Below are 17,501 nucleotides of genomic sequence, written 5' to 3'. Positions count from 1 at the left end.
CAAATGAAAAGGGTAATTAGAATAGCATTAATATTTTTGCTGAGTATATCTATGTTAAATGGGCCATTTTTTAATGTGACAAAGGTATATGCTGAAAGTGATTATTTTGATGTTCGAGAGGGTGTATTAGTTGAATATATAGGATCTGGTGGTAATGTTGTAATTCCAGATACGGTTAAAGAAATTGCTTACTATGCCTTTAAAAATAATACGAGTATAACTAGTGTAACATTACCAAACAGTTTAGAAACTATTGGTACAGAAGTGTTTTCAGGGTGCACTAATCTAAATAATGTAATAATACCTGGAAATGTCAGAACTATTAGATCTAAGGCCTTTGCTGGCTGTAGCAGTTTAAGTAATATTACAATACCAAATACTGTTACTGAAATAGGGGGACAGGCATTTTCAGGAACACCTTGGCTTAATAATTTTTCAGGAGATTTTGTAGTCGTTGGAAATAAAATATTAATAAATTACAAGGGAGCGAACACAGATATTACAATACCAAATACTGTTTTAAGTATAGGTGAAGAAGCATTTATAGATAGTAGCATAACAAGTGCTATTGTACCAAATAGTGTAACAACTATAGGGAATGGTGCTTTTTCTAGATGTGGTAAATTAAGAAGTATCTCTTTGCCAAATACAATAACTAAGATAAATGATGGAGTATTTAAAGGTGCAGGGCTAACAAGTATAACTATTCCAAGTAGTGTAATAACTATAGGTGAAGAAGCATTCTGGGGTAATGGTTTTCTATCAAGTGTAAGCATACCAAGTAGTGTAACTTATATAGGTAGTAACAATTTTGATGGAACACCTTGGGAGAATCAGTATCCAAGTGATTTTATTGTTGTTGGAGATGGTATTTTATTATCATACAAAGGTGAAGGAGCTAATGTGACAATTCCAAGCAGTGTAAAAACAATTGGAGTTACTGCCTTTGGAGGTAAACCAATTACAAGTTTGACTATACCAAGTACTGTAAAAAGGATTGAAAAGTCTGCTTTAATATGTACTAATTTAACAAGTATAACTATTCCAGATAGTGTAACAAGTATTGGAGTGGATGCTTTTGGACAGAATCAAGAGCTTAAGAGTGTATATATACCTGATAGTGTTACAAGCCTCGGCGAGTTAGCATTTATAGAGTGCGGAAAATTAACTGATGTTAGGCTATCAAATAAATTAACCAATATTTCTGATGATGCATTTTATGGTTGTACTAGCCTTAAAAATGTTAATATTCCAAGCAGTGTTACTAAAATAGGAGCTCTTGCCTTTTATAAATGTAGTAGCTTAAACAATATATCACTGCCAAGTACATTAAAAAGTATAGGTGATTATGCCTTTTACGAAAATACTAGTTTAACTAATATATCTTTACCACAGGGCTTAACTTATATTGGAGGAAGTGCATTTTTTAACTGTAGTAGTTTAGCAAATGTAAGTATCCCTGAAGGGGTAGAAGAACTAGGAATTGGAGCTTTTGCAGGATGTAGCAGTTTTACAAGTGTAACTGTACCTGGAAGTGTTAAAGTTATTGCATCTTCTGTATTTGAAGATTGTACAAATTTAACTAGTGTAGTGCTTTCAGAAGGTGTAGGAGGCATTGGAGAAAGAGAATTTGAAGGTTGCACAAAATTAACAAGTATAAGTATTCCTAAGAGCGTGATTTCAATCTATGATCGTGCATTTTTTAACTGTAGTAGTCTAAAAAATATAGCTTTGCCTTATGTTGATACTTCATTATTTGGAGGTGGTGTATTCTATGGATGTCCTCCAGATTTTACGATTTATGGCAGCCAATACTCAGATTCTGAGTTTTATGCTAAAAGGTATAATATTAAGTATGTAGTTGTAAGTAATGATGTAGATGGTAACGGAAAAGTGGATTTAGTGGATTTAGCTATAGAAGCTAATGAGTATAATAAGCGTTTTGATAAAGCTAATCCAAGTAAGTTTGATTTAAATTATGATAGTATTATAGATTTATATGATCTTGTTAATGTTTCTAAGGATATAAAATTGGAAGCGATGTAAGTATTGTGGCAGATCACTGGTTTTATCAGTGGTCTGTTTTTATATAAGCTTGTGATTTTTTTGCAATATTCTTATATGGTAATATTCTAATATTCTCGTATTCTTAAGAATATGCTGAAAAAATGCAGGTTTAGAGCTCTTAGGGTGGAAATATTAGTTATATCATTTTTGGGGAAGCCACAAATGACTTCCCCTATATGGAAAATTTATTCTAAATCAAATGAGAATTCAATTGTAGAACGTTCAATAATATCAATATTTTCAATATATATTTTATCAATTAGGATTTCAAAACTTTCGTCATAATAGCTTAATTCATCAAGGGCTTTATCAAACTCAATTTGCTCAGGTAATCTACCGACAGTTAAGTGAGGGCAATATGTTACTTTCCTAAATAAAAAACTCTCTAATATTTCACTGTATAATTTATCATGCAATTCAATTATATTGTCATTTCCCTTCTTTACATTAAGAAACAAATATCCATCTCTAAAGTCCCCTGTAAAATCCTTTAGTTGAACATTGAATTTTTTTATTCCTTTTAACACTTTATTAAAATGGGATTTCAAATCATTTGTTGATATATCACTATCAAATGGAAAAACAATAGTTATATGTGGGTCAATGCAGTTTGCAAGTGGGTCATACTTTTCTCTTATACTCTTAATAATATTAATGTTATGGAAATTTGGAAATAAAATTACTGCCCTTTTCAAAAAAATCACTCCTAACAAAATCATATACATAATTATACCATTTAAGAATCTTTTGTGAAGAAAGTTATAATATGTATTGATAAATTTGACAACATACTATATAATACTACCAAATATATAAGTTTTGTAAGAAATAAGGATGGAGTGAGGTAGTTAAATGGAAAACAAAAAATTAGTTCAGTGTGAAATAGAGCATCATGCAACATTATTTGCACTTTTTGCAAAGTTCACAATAGAGAGTTTTGCTGAAAGAGGAGAAAAAATAATTTTTAATGCAATCGAAAAATATGGACATGAACGTGGAAAAAGAATGGCAGAAAGGGCAATCAGAAATGGTGATTCTTTAGATTTTATAAATAGCCAGGCTTATGGAGAATGGGTTCCCAAAGAAGGACAAATGGAGTTTGGAATTATCGAAACAGAACCAGAATTTGTTAGTAAAGCTACAAGATGTGAATGGTGTGAGTCATGGAAAAAACATAATCTTTTACAGTATGGAAAGTATTATTGTGTCAACATAGATTCAGCTGTTTTTAATGGATTTAATGAAAACTTTCATATGACAGTATCTAGCAATCTAAGTTTTGGAGCTGATCGCTGTGAGTTTCATTTTGGACATGCAATGAGTGATGAGGATATGGTAAAACTATCACAAAAAAGAGCAGAGTTAGGAACTAGTTGTACTAGAGACTTTAACTTTCATACAGCTCATTTATTAAATTCAATAAGTGAAACATTAATTAGCGAACTTGGTGAAGAAGGAAAAGTAATTATTAATAAAGTGCTAGAGGGATATGTGGCACTGTTTGGCAGAGAATACTTAGAGGTGTTAGAAGAAAAATAAGAGAAAAACGAGGGGGAACTATATATGTTGAATAGTAAAATTGCCTTTATTGGTGGCGGTAATATGGCAGAGGGGATTATACGTGGAATTATTTCTAATGAAGTTTTTCAACCTGAAAATATTATTGTTTTTGATATATTAAGTGAAAGAAAAAAATATTTAAATACTACATATGGAATTGTTGAAGCAGAAGATATTTCAAGTGCTGTAAAAAGTTCAGATATTGTTTTAGTTGCAGTACGTCCACAAGATATTGAAAAAGTTGCACAAGATATTAGAAATGATTTAAATGAAAATACTATTATTATTTCTATTTGTGCTGGTATTAAAATAGAAAAATTAGAAGCCATATTTGGAGAAAAACATAAGCTTGTTCGTGTTATGCCAAATACTATGATAGATGTACAACATGGATTTAGTGCTGCAAGTATAAATGAAAAAGTTAGTCTTAGTGACAAAGAAATTATTCAAGAAATTTTAACTTCATTAGGGCAAACAATGTTTATTGATGAAAGTCTTTTCAATTCATTTACTGCTTTTAGTTGTGCTGGACCTGCTTATGTAATGTATTTTATTGCAGCTTTAGTGGATGCAGGTGTTCAATCTGGATTTTCACGTAAAGATTCCATAGCTATTACTTTAGAGAATATAATGGCATCTGCACTCACTATTGAAAAAACAGGAAAACATCCTTATCAAATTACAGACACTATGACTTCTCCAGCTGGAATTACAATTGATGGATTACATGTATTAAGTGAATCAGGTTTTCATGGAATTGTTATGTCTAGTGTAAAACAAGCATTAAAAAGAACAAATGAATTAGAATAAACTAAGGAAAACCAGGGGGCAATATATATGAAAAAAGAATTAATTAGTTTAAAAAAGATAATAATCCTTGCAGGAGCATTATGTGCATATTGGATTGGGGCAGGATTTGCAACGGGGCAAGAAGTTTTACAATTTTTCACCACAAGTGGGGCGAATGGAATTATAGCAGCAGTAATTTTTTTAGCATTAATGAGTGGCTTAACATACATTTTATATGGAATAGGTCAAAAAAAGAAATTTGGTAATCCATATGATGTTTTTGAGTATTATTGCGGTAAAGTTATAGGACAAGTTTACATATGGTATACTGTTGTATTAGTATATGCTATATTTGTAGTTATGCTTGCTGGAGCTGGTGCAACAATTAACCAATATTATGGAATACCAACATATGTAGGTACTGGAGTTATAGCACTTCTTTCATTAGGAACAGTAGTTCTAGGAGTAGAAAAGCTTATTGAAATAATAGGAGTTATAGGACCAATCAAGATTATATTTGTAGCAATAGTAGGAGTTTCAGGAATTGCTACCCTTATTAATCAACCAAACCTTTTATCAGAAGCTAGTAATCTTATACCAACATTAGGCTTTCAAACTGCATCTTCAAATTGGGCATGGTCAGGAATATTGTATGCTTTTCTTGCACTTATGGTTAGTATACCATTTCAAGTTGATTGTGGGGCATCTGCAAAAAGTGTAAGGGAAGCGAGAACTGCAGGACTTATAGGAACTATTGCTTTTACAGTAGCAATTATATCACTTGTGATAGCAGAACTTGTTTATTATAAATTAATTGTAGGTCAACAAGTTCCAACATTAGCAATTGCTAATCATATATCACCTGTATTAGGATTAATTTTTTCAGTATTAATAGTATTAAGTATTTACTCAGCAGTAGCTTCATTCCTTTTAGTGACTGTTAGAAAGTTTGCAGTTGATAAAACTAAAAAATTCAATACTATTGCAATAATATTAACTGCTATAGGTATGATTTTTGGAGGTATACTCCCTTTTGATAAATTGGTGAATATTTTATATCCTTTAGCAGGATATTCAGCTATTATTTTTACTTGTTTTATAATCTATAAAGAATTAAGAGTAAAAAATAGAAAATTTGATAATGAGGTAGAAGTTGATATTAATTAGAGAATTAGTAAGATTAACTATTATTTGATGAAACTAATATAAGGAGAATAAATTATGAATGAAATTAATAAATGGTTTGATGAAAATAGTTCTGATGTATGGAAAATAGCAGAATTTATATTTGAAAATCCTGAATTATCATTAGAAGAAAAGAAATCAAGTAGATGTTTAGCAAATTTTATGGAGGATCAAGGATTTTCAATTGAGTGGAAAGTTGCAGGTTTAGAAACAGCTTTTGTTGCTACATGGGGAGCTGGTAAGCCTGTGTTAGGCTTTCTAGCAGAATATGATGCATTACCAGGTTTAGGACAGAAGCCAGTAGATAGGCGCTCTGAAATTGAAGGCTGTGGCCATGGTTGTGGACATAGTGTGCTAGGGGTTGGTGCAGCGGCAGCTGCTGTTGCTCTTAAAAAAGAGCTTGAGTTAAGTGGTAAAAGTGGAACTATAAAGCTATTTGGTTGTCCTGCAGAAGAGATTATGTATGGGAAAATCATAATGACAGAACAAGGCTGTTTTGATGATTTAGATGCAGCAATTACATGGCATCCATCAGATGTAAATAGAGTTGGAGAAGATATTTATCAAGCTATGGATTGTAAAAAGTTTAGGTTCTTTGGAGTAACGTCTCATGCATCTGGAAGCCCACATTTAGGTAGAAGTGCACTTGACGCAGCAGAATTAATGAATGTAGGAGTAAATTATTTAAGAGAACATGTAACAGATGATGTCCGTATTCATTACACTTACTTAGATGCTGGTGTAAAACCAAATATAGTTCCTGACTTTGCACAAACATCATATTATATTCGAGGTAATAGTCGTAAACATGTTGATGATGCATCTCAGCGTATAGAGCGTATAGCACAAGGGGCAGCCCTTATGACAGATACAAGGTATGAAAGTGAATTAGTATCTAATTGTAAGGAAACAAAATTGAATTTCACATTATTAGATACATTTTATGAAGCTATGACAGAAGTTCCTGTACCTAAATATACAGAAGAAGAAATTCAATTTGCAAAATCAATTAGTGAAGCTGCAAATTTAGATAATGAAGGTAAATATTTTGATGGACTACAGAAATATGAAAGAAGAGCAAAAGATATATATATTTCAACTGATGTATCTAATGTAAGTCACAAGGTTCCTACTGTTACATTAAATGCAGCTACAGCATGCAAAGGAACTCCTTTACATCATTGGGCCTTTACAGCACAAACTGGTTCAACAATTGGCTTTAAAAGTATGATCTATGTAGCTAAGTGCATGGCTTTGGGTGGACTTAAATTAATTGATAACCCAGAAATCTTAGCAAAAGCTATAGATGAACATCTTAATATATAATTAAGTTTGTCTTTAATCTTTTATTTATTCATGTTATTATTTTTCAAGTAACACATTAGTATAAGTTTATAAAATTTTAAATTAATTAAGATTGAGGTAAAAATGAAGAAGGATGATATAAAATATAAAAATTATTTGCAAATTCTAAATGAAGAATTAGTTCCAGCAATGGGATGTACTGAACCAATTTCTATTGCTTATGCAGCTGCAAAGGCTAGAGAAGCATTAGGGGCTATACCTGAAAAAGTTGTAGTTGAAGCTAGTGGTAACATAATAAAAAATGTAAAAAGTGTTATAGTTCCTAATACAGGAGGTCTAAAAGGAATAGAAGCTTCGGTAGCTGCTGGGATTATAGCTGGCGAAGCTGAAATGAAATTGCAGGTTATTTCAAGTGTAAAAGAAGAAGATAAACAACTTATTAAAGAATATTTATCAAATAATTCTATAGAAGTTGAATTTAAAGAGACTTCATTTATATTTTACATACAAATTAATGCATTTTATAAAGATTCATATGTAAAGGTAAGAATAGTAAATTATCATACGAATATTGTTTTAATTGAAAAGGATGGAAAAGTCATTTATGAAAAAGATGCAAATGCATCTAAAGAAGAAGGACTTAGTGATAAAACATTATTAAATGTAGAAGATATTATTGATTTTGCAAATTCTGTTGATATTAAGGACATAGAAAATATTATCGGAAGGCAAATTGAGTATAATTCAAGAATTGCAGAAGAAGGTTTGAAAAATAGCTATGGTGCAAATATTGGAAAAGTTCTATTTTCTACATATGGATCAGATGTAAAGGTAAGAGCAAAGGCTAAAGCAGCAGCTGGATCAGATGCTAGAATGAATGGATGTGAGCTTCCTGTAGTTATAATTTCAGGTAGTGGAAATCAAGGAATGACAGCTTCACTTCCTGTTATAGAATATGCTAATGAGTTAAATGTTTCAAAAGAGAAACTTTATAGAGCTGTAGTTCTTTCAGATTTAATTACAATACATCAAAAAACAGGGATAGGAAGACTATCAGCATATTGTGGAGCTATTTCAGCTGGGGCTGGAAGTGGTGCAGGTATTGCATATCTTTATGGCGGTGGATATAAAGAAATTGCACATACAATTGTTAATGCATTATCTATTGTTTCAGGGATAGTTTGTGATGGTGCTAAAGCTTCTTGTGCAGCTAAAATTGCTGCAGGTGTGGATGCTGGAATTTTAGGATATCATATGTACAAGCAAGGGCAACAATTTAGAGATGGTGATGGTATTGTTAAAAAGGATGTTGAAGCTACAATATCAAGTGTTGGGAAACTTGCAAAAGAAGGAATGAAAGAAACTGATAAAAAAATTATTAGTATAATGATTCAATAATAAATAAATAATTCTTGCAATTAGAAATGGTAACATGGTATAATTTGTTAGGAAATAGTGAGAAATATGTGGGATGTTGATTCACTATGAAACCTTACTTGCAGACAATAAAAACATTTTACGTAGAAACATGGGTTAGCACTTTTTAGTGCTAACTTTTTTTATTTTTATTGAAAAGTTGGTGATAAGATGTTTTATAAAATGAAAAGTTATTTTTACTTAAAGGCATTAGGGGATGATGCAAGGTGAGGGATTTTTCAATAGATGAGCAAGTCAATTCAAGATGCTCTAATGCTGAGTACGCTTTAAATAATTGTGGTAGAAATTTATATGAGGCAAATAGAGTAGCAAAAGAAGCAGTAGAATTAATTAATAGTGATGGTGGACTTGGATACATAGATTATTCTCCTCTTGATAATGAGATTAATGAACTTTTTAATTGGTCTCAAAGGTATACAGTTTTTAAAGGGCTGTGTGGATACTATGATAGCAGTGTTGATAGTGATTTTTTTTCAGAGCAGGAAGATGCCTTAGAAGACTTGGGGCTTATAAGGATAGAAGATATATCTGTAAAAAATAACTTAGGAATAGAAGAGTCTGGCGTAACAGAAGAAGGCTATGAATACACAAGAGAAAAGGCAGGGTTAACTTTTCAAGATTTGTTAACATACGAAGGCGTATCAGATGTTATGAAAAAGCAATATGAAGAATACAAGGAAAATGCTAAAAATAATAATGAAGAATATATCGATGAGTATGGTAAGTATCTAAAACAAACTATAGAAGGTGCAGATGTAACTTATGAAAAGGCATGGAAAAAGTGGGTATCCCTTGGTCTTGATGTAATTCCAATAGTAGGAGATGCTAAGGGATTAGTTGAAGCTGTTATAGGAATGGATTTAATAACCCAAAGAAAGTTATCAGATGCAGAGAGAGCTTTAAGTGCATTGTCGGCAATACCTTTAGCTGGAGATGGAGCAGTGCTAATTAAGGTAGGAAGTAAGTATGGTGCAAAGGAATTAGTTAAGGTTTCAGGGAAGGAACTTATAAGAAATGTAGGTGCCATGGGGACAGGCTATATTTCTATGGAAGCAGCAGAAAAAGCTGGCTTACCACCATGGGTAGGGCTACTTGCTTATCAGGGAACTAGAATTAGTGCTATGGGAGTATCAAGATATGGAGGTACAGTTTCTGCTAGAGTTAAGGGAGTTGAAAGTGGAGGCTTTTTAGACAACCTAAGGATAGAAACTCCAGAGGCTTATAAAGCTTTTATGAAGAATCTACAAGAAGGAACTAAGGATAGAGCAATAAGGCTAAGCAGCCTTGGAGCTGGAGAATTTGAGAGGATTTATAGAAGTAACGAGAACTTGAGAAAGATAGTGACTGAGGTTGATAATCTTGGGCTAACTGCTGAGGAGTCTAAGAGGGTTAGAGCTATTTTAGATAGTGGAGATAAGGAAACTATAGAAAACTTGGCACAAGTTGTTGTAAAATATAAGGGAGATAAGGACAGGATTCTTGGGTTTGTTGATGAAAAGGGGGCAAGTAACCTTTACAGATTAACAACTAAAGATATACCATCTGTAAGAAATGGTGAATTTAATAAGTTCTTTAATTCATTAACTTCTGAAGAATTAGATGAGATATGGAAAGACCCTAAGCTGAGAGAAACGATAGAGGACAGATTAAGACAACCAGGTGGATTACATGAATGGCATTTAGTTTCTAGGACTCCTCAGTTTAAGAATTGGTATGTAACAGCAGAGCAAATTAAAGATTTAAGAAGTTTAACAACAGATGTTAAATTCGTGAATCCTAAAGGAATACATGGGGGTAGAGGTTCAACAACTGCTCATAATGAATTGTTAAAGATAATTGATAGTTCAGCAGACTATGATACGTTTATAAGAAGGCTGAATAATTGGGCAAATTATAGACTGGATGGAGGTGTAGAATCTTTGCCTAAGGGATTACAACGGAAATAAGTTAAAGGAGAGATGAGTATGCAAAAAGAAGGTAAGGTATCATTATGGCTAGGGATTTTTAATGATGAAGAAACTTTCAGAAAATTTATGGAGATTAAATATACCGATGATGGGGACTCAATACCATCAAAGTTTAAAAAGCAATTTAAGATAGATTATTATGATATAGACTTTTCAGAAATAGATTATATGGAGGAAAAGTCAAATGATTTGCAGGTTTTATTAGAAGGCTTTTCTAATGATTATGAGATAATACCTAGATTAAATGAAAAATATAGTGGAGGAATGTATAATTCTATAGTATTGTTATATGACTTTGAATATCAGCATAATGGAGATAATTATAAAAATGGAGATAATGAACTGAAGTTTATTGGATGTGTGGACTACAGTAAATAATTGAATGCATAATAAACTGATAGCATAATCTAAATAATATAGTGAAAAGATGAAATGAATCAACTGAAATTTAAGTAAGTTGGTTCATTAATTTTAGTTAATTAAATCATTATGAAGTGAAAATTATTTATATAATTAGGAGAAATAAGAAAATGAAAGATACAAATATATATGTTATCCATGGTTATACATCTTCAAACCAAGCAGAGTGGTTTCCATGGTTAAAGGAACAGTTTAAAAATAGTCCTGTCAAAATTTATATTCCTAACATGCCTGATTCCAGCAATCCACATCTTGAACCATGGCTTGAGCATCTTCGTAAAAATGTTTTGGACATTGATGAAAATACCATATTTATCGGGCATAGCCTCGGATGTATTATGGCACTTCGATATATACTTGAAAGAAATATAAAAATCAAAGGGGCGATACTTGTTTCAGGTTTTATAAATGAAAATCCTATGGATGAGCAAACAGAAGGATTACAAGAATTTGTAGGTGGACCACTTGATATTACAATAATAAAAAGTTTAATTCAATCAAGAATTGTTATTACGGCAAAAGATGATGATATTGTTCCAACCAAAGCAACACAAAAATTAGCTAAAGAATTAGATGCAAATCTTATGATTCTTTCATCAGGAAAACATTTTATTGCTCGTGATGGATATACTGATTTCCCTGTCTTATTAAATGAAATCCAGAAGTTGATAAGCTTTATTTAAATGGCTAAGGAAGCAAATAAGGTTAGAGCTATTTTGAATGGTAGACATAAGGCAAATATAGTCAGAATACTATATTTGCTGTAAAATATAGGTAGATAGGAATTTCAGAACATTTAGATTGGAGCTATGAGTATGGAAGATTACATAATTAAGGTAGAGAATTTAACCAAAAGGTTTGGAAAAAATATAATCTTTGATAAAGTAAATGTTGGGTTTAAAAAAGGGGAAAGTGTAGCTATTCTTGGAAATAATGGGATGGGAAAAAGCACTTTTCTTAGAATAATTTCTGGACTTACAAGTTTAAGTAGTGGAAAGATAATAATTGATAGAAATGTAAAGTTTAATTATATACCAGAGAATTATTCAAAACTTAATTTAACAATAGAAGAATATTTAAAATGTATAGGTGACTTAGATAATATAAGAAAAGAAGAGTTTGAGTCAAAGGTTAAAGAGCTTTATGAAAAGTTTTATTTAGAGAGTATGAAAGATGTTCCAATGAAGAACTTATCTAAGGGATCACTTCAAAAAGTAGCAGTGATTCAAGCGTTAATTTCTAATTCAGACGTATTACTATTAGATGAACCTTTGTCTGGACAAGATATTAACTCTCAAGAGAACTTTATTAGGATAATTAAAGATCTAATATCTGAAGGCGTAACTGTCATTATGTCATGCCATGAGCCATTTTTAGTAGATGAATTATCTAGCAGAGTTCTCAAAATTGAAAATAAAAAGATAATTGAATCAGAAAAACCTAAAATAGAAAGAGTTAGATATAATATATTAATTTTTGAGAAGAAAGAAAAAAGTAGTATAAATAAATTAATATCAGAATCTGGAGATATTTTAGAGTGCAATGAGGAAGAAGGAGTAGTGAAATTAAAAGTAAGAGAAAGAAGTAGCAATAAAGTTCTTTTAAGTGCTTTAAACTATGGGTTTACATTAAAATATTTCAAGTAATAAATGGAGGAACATTATGATAGCTTTATTAAAGTATAACCATAAAATATATATGAAATACAATAAGTTTATGATACCAGTAATATTTTATTTGTTATTTCAGTTAATTTATTATAGTACAGGCTCAGAAAAGTTTGTGCCTAGTATTATAGTTTGCGCCAGTGTAGTATTTTGTATAATGACTTGGATGGGATTTAGTTATTGCGAATTACAAGACTGGAGAACAGAACAAATTGTATTTCTTAAGACAAATAACAGAAACTTATATTGGATTTCAAAAATAATATTCATGTCTATTATAGAAAGTATCATATCATTAGTTGGAGTACTTTGGCCATTAATTATTAGCTGTATAAATAATGGCGTTTTTTCAAATGATGAGATTAATATAAATGATATTGTATTAGGTTTTCTTATTCTCGTCTTATCTGCATTAATGGGAACACTGTTAGGAATGATTTTCCAAGGGAAGGTTCTTGGAAATCGAAATAGGGCAATATTGGTATTATTCTTAAGTGTAATCATGTCTGTTGTAAAGATTCCAATGGCAAATGAATATCCAATTACAAAAATAATTACATGGCTTGTTCCTCCTATAAACAATCTAACTAACTCTTGTATGAATATGGCAAACTTTTCATTAAGTATACTTGTAATTCCCATTATTTACAGCATGCTTTATATCTTTGTAGAAGTTATGGTTTATGTTGGATTGATGAAAAAAATATTATTTTAAGAGTGATGGTATTTATGATAAACTTCTATATTTTCTATAGTATAATATACTAAATGACATGATACTTACATAAGAAGAAAATATTGACACATGGTAATTAGATATAGAGAGGATTTAAATTGATGACAAATGATAATAATATTCTAGACTTAAAGAAAGTTGATGGTATAAAGTTTAGAATAATGTGGAGTACTAAAATTCTATATTTGATGTTAGGAATCACAGTATGGATAACAATAATATTTCAAATAGGTAGCTTATTAAAGTACGGATTAATTATGAAAAGCTATGATGAATTAGTGCCTTTAGTAGTCATGTATGTGCTAGTGCTGCTTTTGGCTAGTTATCTTAATAGAAAATTTTTAGGAAAGATTGTAGCAGTTATAAATGAAAAAGGAGTCTATACAGAAAGTGGAGTTATTCCTTGGAATAAAATAAAAGAAATCAGATATAATACCCCAATTTCTTTATCAAGGGTAGCTGATCCATATGAACGATATTGCAGTTTAACGGTTACTACTTGTCATAAGGAATATAAAATCTTGCATGCACCTCATATTATGATTAGGTATATAAAAAGATATGTCCCAAATGTAGAAGTTAAAAGGGATAAGGAGCTTATAGTAATGATTTTGATCTCTTTAGGGGTGTCTGTTTTTGTTCTTATTGCTGATAAGTTTAAATTTTTTGGCTAGGAATATAAAATGATAGGAGGGATATGGAGAGTTTGAGATTTGATGAGGCATTTAAAGAATTAATAGATAATAAAAGAACTATATCAAGAAAGGCGTGGTTACCTTCTTGGGATATATCATATGATGAACAAAATAAGGAAATAATATATTTTGATGGGCATGGCTCACAAAGATGGTGTCCTTCACATGAAGATATACTTGCTACAGATTGGCAAATAGTTTAATATTGCAGAAAGTTAGGTGAAAAGGAATATGGCAGAAATTAAATTTGAAATAGAAGAAGAATTAGGAAAAATATCAGAATCAGCTAAAGGGTGGTCTAAAGAATTAAATCTAATAAGCTGGAATGATAAAGAAGCTAAGTATGATATTAGAGATTGGGATTCAGAGCATAAGAAGATGGGTAAGGGTGTTACATTTAGTAAGGATGAGTTAAAGAAGCTTAGGGATATATTAAATGACATGAAATTATAAAATGAACAGAAGTAAAGAGATATTAGTAAGTTTAGATGTAGGTAAGAATGTACATAGCTTATGATCGTTGCTAGTTTAAATGATGGAACTGCTTTAGTAGCAAGTCTATCATTTGGGCTAGCATTTTTTATGGAGGAGTATATGGCTAAGGGTTTGACAGGAGGATTAATAAATTTTATGGGAAACAACAGATATTTTACAAAATGATTACAAAAGTGCAAATAAAGGTGATAAAATGGTAGTAGGATATGTATTATGAGGAAATTTGTTGATGTATTTAGAATGATTAATAATAAAAACTGCGATATTTAGATTAACTTTTGGTTATGTCTAAAATGGGAAGTTCAAAAAGTAAATTTGAATTAAAGAGTATATAGAAGAACATACATTAGAAGTATGGTATGTATTGAAGTGAAAATTTGGAGGAACATGATATATGGATAATACAATTATTAAAGAACTTAATAAAAATTCTGAAAAAATATATTTCATTCACTACTCTTGTCAAAACCTGAGTGATGATAATGAAGGATATTCTCCACGAATTACATCAATAGCAGTTATGCATATGAATAGCGACCAGATGTACAGTTTTTCAATGCATTTAATTGCTGAAGAATTAAAAATTTCTAGGGAAGACATATTAGATAATTACGACGAAATAGAAAAAATTATGTTAAAGCGTTTTTTTAAGTTCGCAGAAACTAGAGATAACAATTCAATATGGATTCATTGGAATGTGATAAATATTAATTTTGGATTTGAGACCCTTGAGCATAGATACAGAGTTTTAACTGGAGATACTCCATTCCATATAAGTGAAAAATTTAGGTATAATATTTCAAAACTTATTCAGAATCGCTATGGCTCAAAATACGCAAAGGATCCTAAAATGCTGAGCTTGATGGAGTTAAACGGTGGGAGACAAAGAAATTTCTTAAAAGGCGATGAGGAAGTTAGTGCGTACAAGGCTAAAGAGTTTGTTAAATTGCATAACTCTACTATGTGTAAAGTTAACTTTTTTAAATCTGTTTTTAATAAATTGGTCAGTAATACATTAAGAACAGAAACTAATCAATGGAGGTATAGGGTTAATGAATTATATCAAAATCCCATAGTTCAGTTTTTGTCAATAATAGGGGTGTTTGGAACTATTATCTCGTTAATAATATCATTATTAGATTAATAGGCCAATAATGATTAAAATTATACATATTGTATATATAATTGAGATAAGGTGGTGTTAAATTGTTAATTAAATTTTAGTTCAATAAATTCAAAATGAGGTGGTTTAATGATATTGAATATAGCATAGAAAATTGGATATACGGGAATGTTTGTATTAAATTAAATAAAGCTCTGGCAAACATTCTTTGGTTAATGCTCTTTGATAAAGAAAAATTGTTAAGAATTCAACAAAATTAGAGGTATGACGATTGAATAGATAATTAACAATAAATTAAAGTTTAGTGTAAGGTTTTATTGAGAGTAGCAAATATGTTCTGTTTATGCATATTGCATATATTTTGAACTGAATAGAGTAATTAGAAGTATAACATATTATTTTTAGAATGGATCATTTAATGCAAATTTTATATGCTTGAAAAAATAAACCCAATTTTTGTATTGATTAATAATTTTAATAAAGGATGAAAGTATAAGTGGTCTAACAACAGTTAGTGAATATAAATAAAACTTTCAATTATACATGTAATTGTACAAGTTATGCATAGGGTAATTAGGCTAATAATTAGAAATTAGAATTTTATTATGTGAACACTCTAGATTTATGTGAAATTAATTTAATTAGGAGGTGATATAGATGGGAGATATTATAAAGGAAATTTTCAAGGGATTTTGGGATAAATTGAGAATACCAGAAGTACTAGGGTTAATAGCAGTAATTTTGCTTGTTTTTAGAATTATTTTTAGCTTAGAATTTAAAAATCTAATGCTAATTTTTTTTGGTGGCTTGGGAAGGTTTGGATTCTTGATTAATATATTTCAGTTAGCTACGGCAATGTTATTTATTGCTTCAGTGATAGCTTTTTTAGCAAGTATATTTAATACTGTAATTTATTTAGTTATTGAGGGAATCATTAACAAAAGACAGAAAGTCTCGAAGAGGTTATTAGATAAATCTGATACAATGCACAGATTTTTTATTGGTTCAAAAATAGCTGTGGTGAGTGTTAATATGTGGCTATTAGTAACTTCTTGTTATTTTTATATGTTTGATGAAGGAGCCTTTAACAAATATAAAGAGTGCATTTTAAACTATACTGTAAATATAAATTTTGGGATTAAATGCATAATAGCAATATATATACTTACTATTTTCATTTCATTACTAAAACTGTTGAATGGAATAATTTATAAATTTTTATATTTTAGATTAGATGAAGAAACAGAAAAGAAATTATATGAGCTTAGAGAGAAATACTCAGGATAACATAAAGTGTTTGGTTTCATTTGATAAGATATTTAAGTTATAACTGCGAAGCTAAGAAGAGGACGTCTAAGTGTACTTCTAATTATCCATATAATTGGACATGCTGCAGTGATTTCAATTAGGGTAATAATGAGAAGATAATATTAAGAATAATATATAAAACTTATTTTTGACAAATGAAAAATATAACATTTGCAAAATACCCATGAGGATTACTTAATTATTTATAGTGCAGGATTTTTATAAGAGGATAAAATATGAAGATTTTAATTTTTGGAATTGTAGCAAGCGGAAAGACAACATTGGCGAAAGAACTATCGAAAGAATTAAACATTCCACATTTTGAAGGTGATTGCATTGCTTGGGGATTTCCAAACGAAAAGAGATACAAACGCTCAGATGAGGAGCAAAAAAGTATTATTGAAAAAATAGATGAAAATGAATCATGGATAATAGAAGGAACATATCGTAAAAGTCAACAATCGGCTTATGACTTGGCGGATAAAATAATCTTTTTAGATACGCCTCTATATAAAAGAAGATTTAGAATAATAACTCGATTTATAAAACAAAAAATGGGCTTAGAGAAAAGCAATTATAAACCAAATTTTGAAATGCTAAAATATATGTTCAAATGGACAAATGATTTTGAAAAGAATAGACAAGTACAGGAAATTAGAATTTTGCATTATAAGGATAAATTGATTTGGATTAAATCAAAAAAAGAATTGGCTGACAGATTATAATTGTATTTATGAAGCTTACAAA

General features: G+C 30.3%; 19 protein-coding genes. 18 read left to right on the top strand and 1 reads right to left on the bottom strand.

Annotated elements, in window-relative coordinates:
- The first annotated feature begins 3 nt into the window (after window positions 1-3).
- Window positions 4-2,046 carry a leucine-rich repeat protein gene (locus FAY47_RS09695; protein ID WP_143316511.1) on the top strand — a complete coding sequence of 681 codons (2,043 nt, stop codon included), beginning with the start codon at window positions 4-6 and terminating at the stop codon, window positions 2,044-2,046.
- Window positions 2,047-2,252: 206 nt separating this feature from the next.
- Here FAY47_RS09695 and FAY47_RS09690 read toward each other — a convergent pair whose 3' ends face one another.
- Window positions 2,253-2,771, bottom strand: a complete 519-nt coding sequence (locus tag FAY47_RS09690; RefSeq protein WP_243129590.1) for a 2'-5' RNA ligase family protein — start codon at window positions 2,769-2,771, stop codon at window positions 2,253-2,255.
- Between the two features lie 148 nt (window positions 2,772-2,919).
- Here FAY47_RS09690 and FAY47_RS09685 point away from each other — a divergent pair, with 148 nt between their 5' ends.
- The 17 genes from FAY47_RS09685 (at window position 2,920) to FAY47_RS09610 (ending at window position 17,479) form a co-directional block, all read left to right on the top strand.
- A complete protein-coding gene (locus FAY47_RS09685; RefSeq protein WP_143316509.1) occupies window positions 2,920-3,606 on the top strand; it encodes an L-2-amino-thiazoline-4-carboxylic acid hydrolase in 687 nt (228 codons plus the stop codon).
- A gap of 24 nt (window positions 3,607-3,630) precedes the next feature.
- A complete protein-coding gene (gene proC / locus FAY47_RS09680; RefSeq protein ID WP_143316508.1) occupies window positions 3,631-4,437 on the top strand; it encodes a pyrroline-5-carboxylate reductase in 807 nt (268 codons plus the stop codon).
- A gap of 27 nt (window positions 4,438-4,464) precedes the next feature.
- Window positions 4,465-5,583: a hypothetical protein gene (locus tag FAY47_RS09675; RefSeq protein WP_143316507.1), complete on the top strand. Its 1,119-nt coding sequence runs from the start codon at window positions 4,465-4,467 to the stop codon at window positions 5,581-5,583.
- Window positions 5,584-5,637: 54 nt separating this feature from the next.
- The gene (locus FAY47_RS09670; RefSeq protein ID WP_143316506.1) at window positions 5,638-6,927 is read left to right on the top strand and encodes an amidohydrolase; all 1,290 of its coding nucleotides are present in this window, start codon (window positions 5,638-5,640) and stop codon (window positions 6,925-6,927) included.
- Window positions 6,928-7,029: 102 nt separating this feature from the next.
- Window positions 7,030-8,304, top strand: a complete 1,275-nt coding sequence (locus tag FAY47_RS09665; RefSeq protein WP_143316505.1) for an L-serine ammonia-lyase, iron-sulfur-dependent, subunit alpha — start codon at window positions 7,030-7,032, stop codon at window positions 8,302-8,304.
- A 245-nt stretch (window positions 8,305-8,549) separates the two neighbouring features.
- On the top strand, window positions 8,550-10,289 hold the full coding sequence (locus FAY47_RS09660; RefSeq protein WP_143316504.1) for a pre-toxin TG domain-containing protein: 1,740 nt from the start codon (window positions 8,550-8,552) through the stop codon (window positions 10,287-10,289).
- An 18-nt stretch (window positions 10,290-10,307) separates the two neighbouring features.
- Window positions 10,308-10,688: an immunity 22 family protein gene (locus FAY47_RS09655; protein WP_185966785.1), complete on the top strand. Its 381-nt coding sequence runs from the start codon at window positions 10,308-10,310 to the stop codon at window positions 10,686-10,688.
- 152 nt (window positions 10,689-10,840) lie between these two features.
- Complete coding sequence (locus FAY47_RS09650; protein WP_143316502.1) at window positions 10,841-11,413, top strand: alpha/beta hydrolase; 573 nt, start codon at window positions 10,841-10,843, stop codon at window positions 11,411-11,413.
- A 132-nt stretch (window positions 11,414-11,545) separates the two neighbouring features.
- Window positions 11,546-12,376 (top strand): ABC transporter ATP-binding protein, encoded by an 831-nt coding sequence (locus FAY47_RS09645; protein WP_143316501.1) that lies wholly within the window; start codon window positions 11,546-11,548, stop codon window positions 12,374-12,376.
- Window positions 12,377-12,392: 16 nt separating this feature from the next.
- A complete protein-coding gene (locus FAY47_RS09640; protein WP_143316500.1) occupies window positions 12,393-13,112 on the top strand; it encodes a hypothetical protein in 720 nt (239 codons plus the stop codon).
- Between the two features lie 122 nt (window positions 13,113-13,234).
- Window positions 13,235-13,807 carry a hypothetical protein gene (locus FAY47_RS09635; RefSeq protein ID WP_143316499.1) on the top strand — a complete coding sequence of 191 codons (573 nt, stop codon included), beginning with the start codon at window positions 13,235-13,237 and terminating at the stop codon, window positions 13,805-13,807.
- A 23-nt stretch (window positions 13,808-13,830) separates the two neighbouring features.
- Window positions 13,831-14,031 (top strand): MW1434 family type I TA system toxin, encoded by a 201-nt coding sequence (locus tag FAY47_RS09630; protein ID WP_143316498.1) that lies wholly within the window; start codon window positions 13,831-13,833, stop codon window positions 14,029-14,031.
- 28 nt (window positions 14,032-14,059) lie between these two features.
- Window positions 14,060-14,281, top strand: coding sequence for a PC4/YdbC family ssDNA-binding protein (locus tag FAY47_RS09625; protein ID WP_143316497.1), 222 nt, complete (start codon window positions 14,060-14,062; stop codon window positions 14,279-14,281).
- A 60-nt stretch (window positions 14,282-14,341) separates the two neighbouring features.
- Window positions 14,342-14,488 (top strand): hypothetical protein, encoded by a 147-nt coding sequence (locus tag FAY47_RS20265; RefSeq protein WP_185966784.1) that lies wholly within the window; start codon window positions 14,342-14,344, stop codon window positions 14,486-14,488.
- 229 nt (window positions 14,489-14,717) lie between these two features.
- Window positions 14,718-15,467, top strand: a complete 750-nt coding sequence (locus FAY47_RS09620; RefSeq protein ID WP_143316496.1) for a hypothetical protein — start codon at window positions 14,718-14,720, stop codon at window positions 15,465-15,467.
- A 636-nt stretch (window positions 15,468-16,103) separates the two neighbouring features.
- Window positions 16,104-16,733, top strand: coding sequence for a hypothetical protein (locus tag FAY47_RS09615; RefSeq protein WP_143316495.1), 630 nt, complete (start codon window positions 16,104-16,106; stop codon window positions 16,731-16,733).
- A 257-nt stretch (window positions 16,734-16,990) separates the two neighbouring features.
- Window positions 16,991-17,479 (top strand): AAA family ATPase, encoded by a 489-nt coding sequence (locus tag FAY47_RS09610; RefSeq protein ID WP_143316494.1) that lies wholly within the window; start codon window positions 16,991-16,993, stop codon window positions 17,477-17,479.
- Window positions 17,480-17,501 lie beyond the last annotated feature (22 nt).

It is taken from the genome of Clostridium sp. HBUAS56017, assembly GCF_007115085.1.
Taxonomy (GTDB): Bacteria; Bacillota; Clostridia; order Clostridiales; family Clostridiaceae; genus Clostridium; species Clostridium cibarium.
Note: the sequence above shows the minus strand (reverse complement) of the source record. Positions and strands in the feature narration are given on the sequence as shown.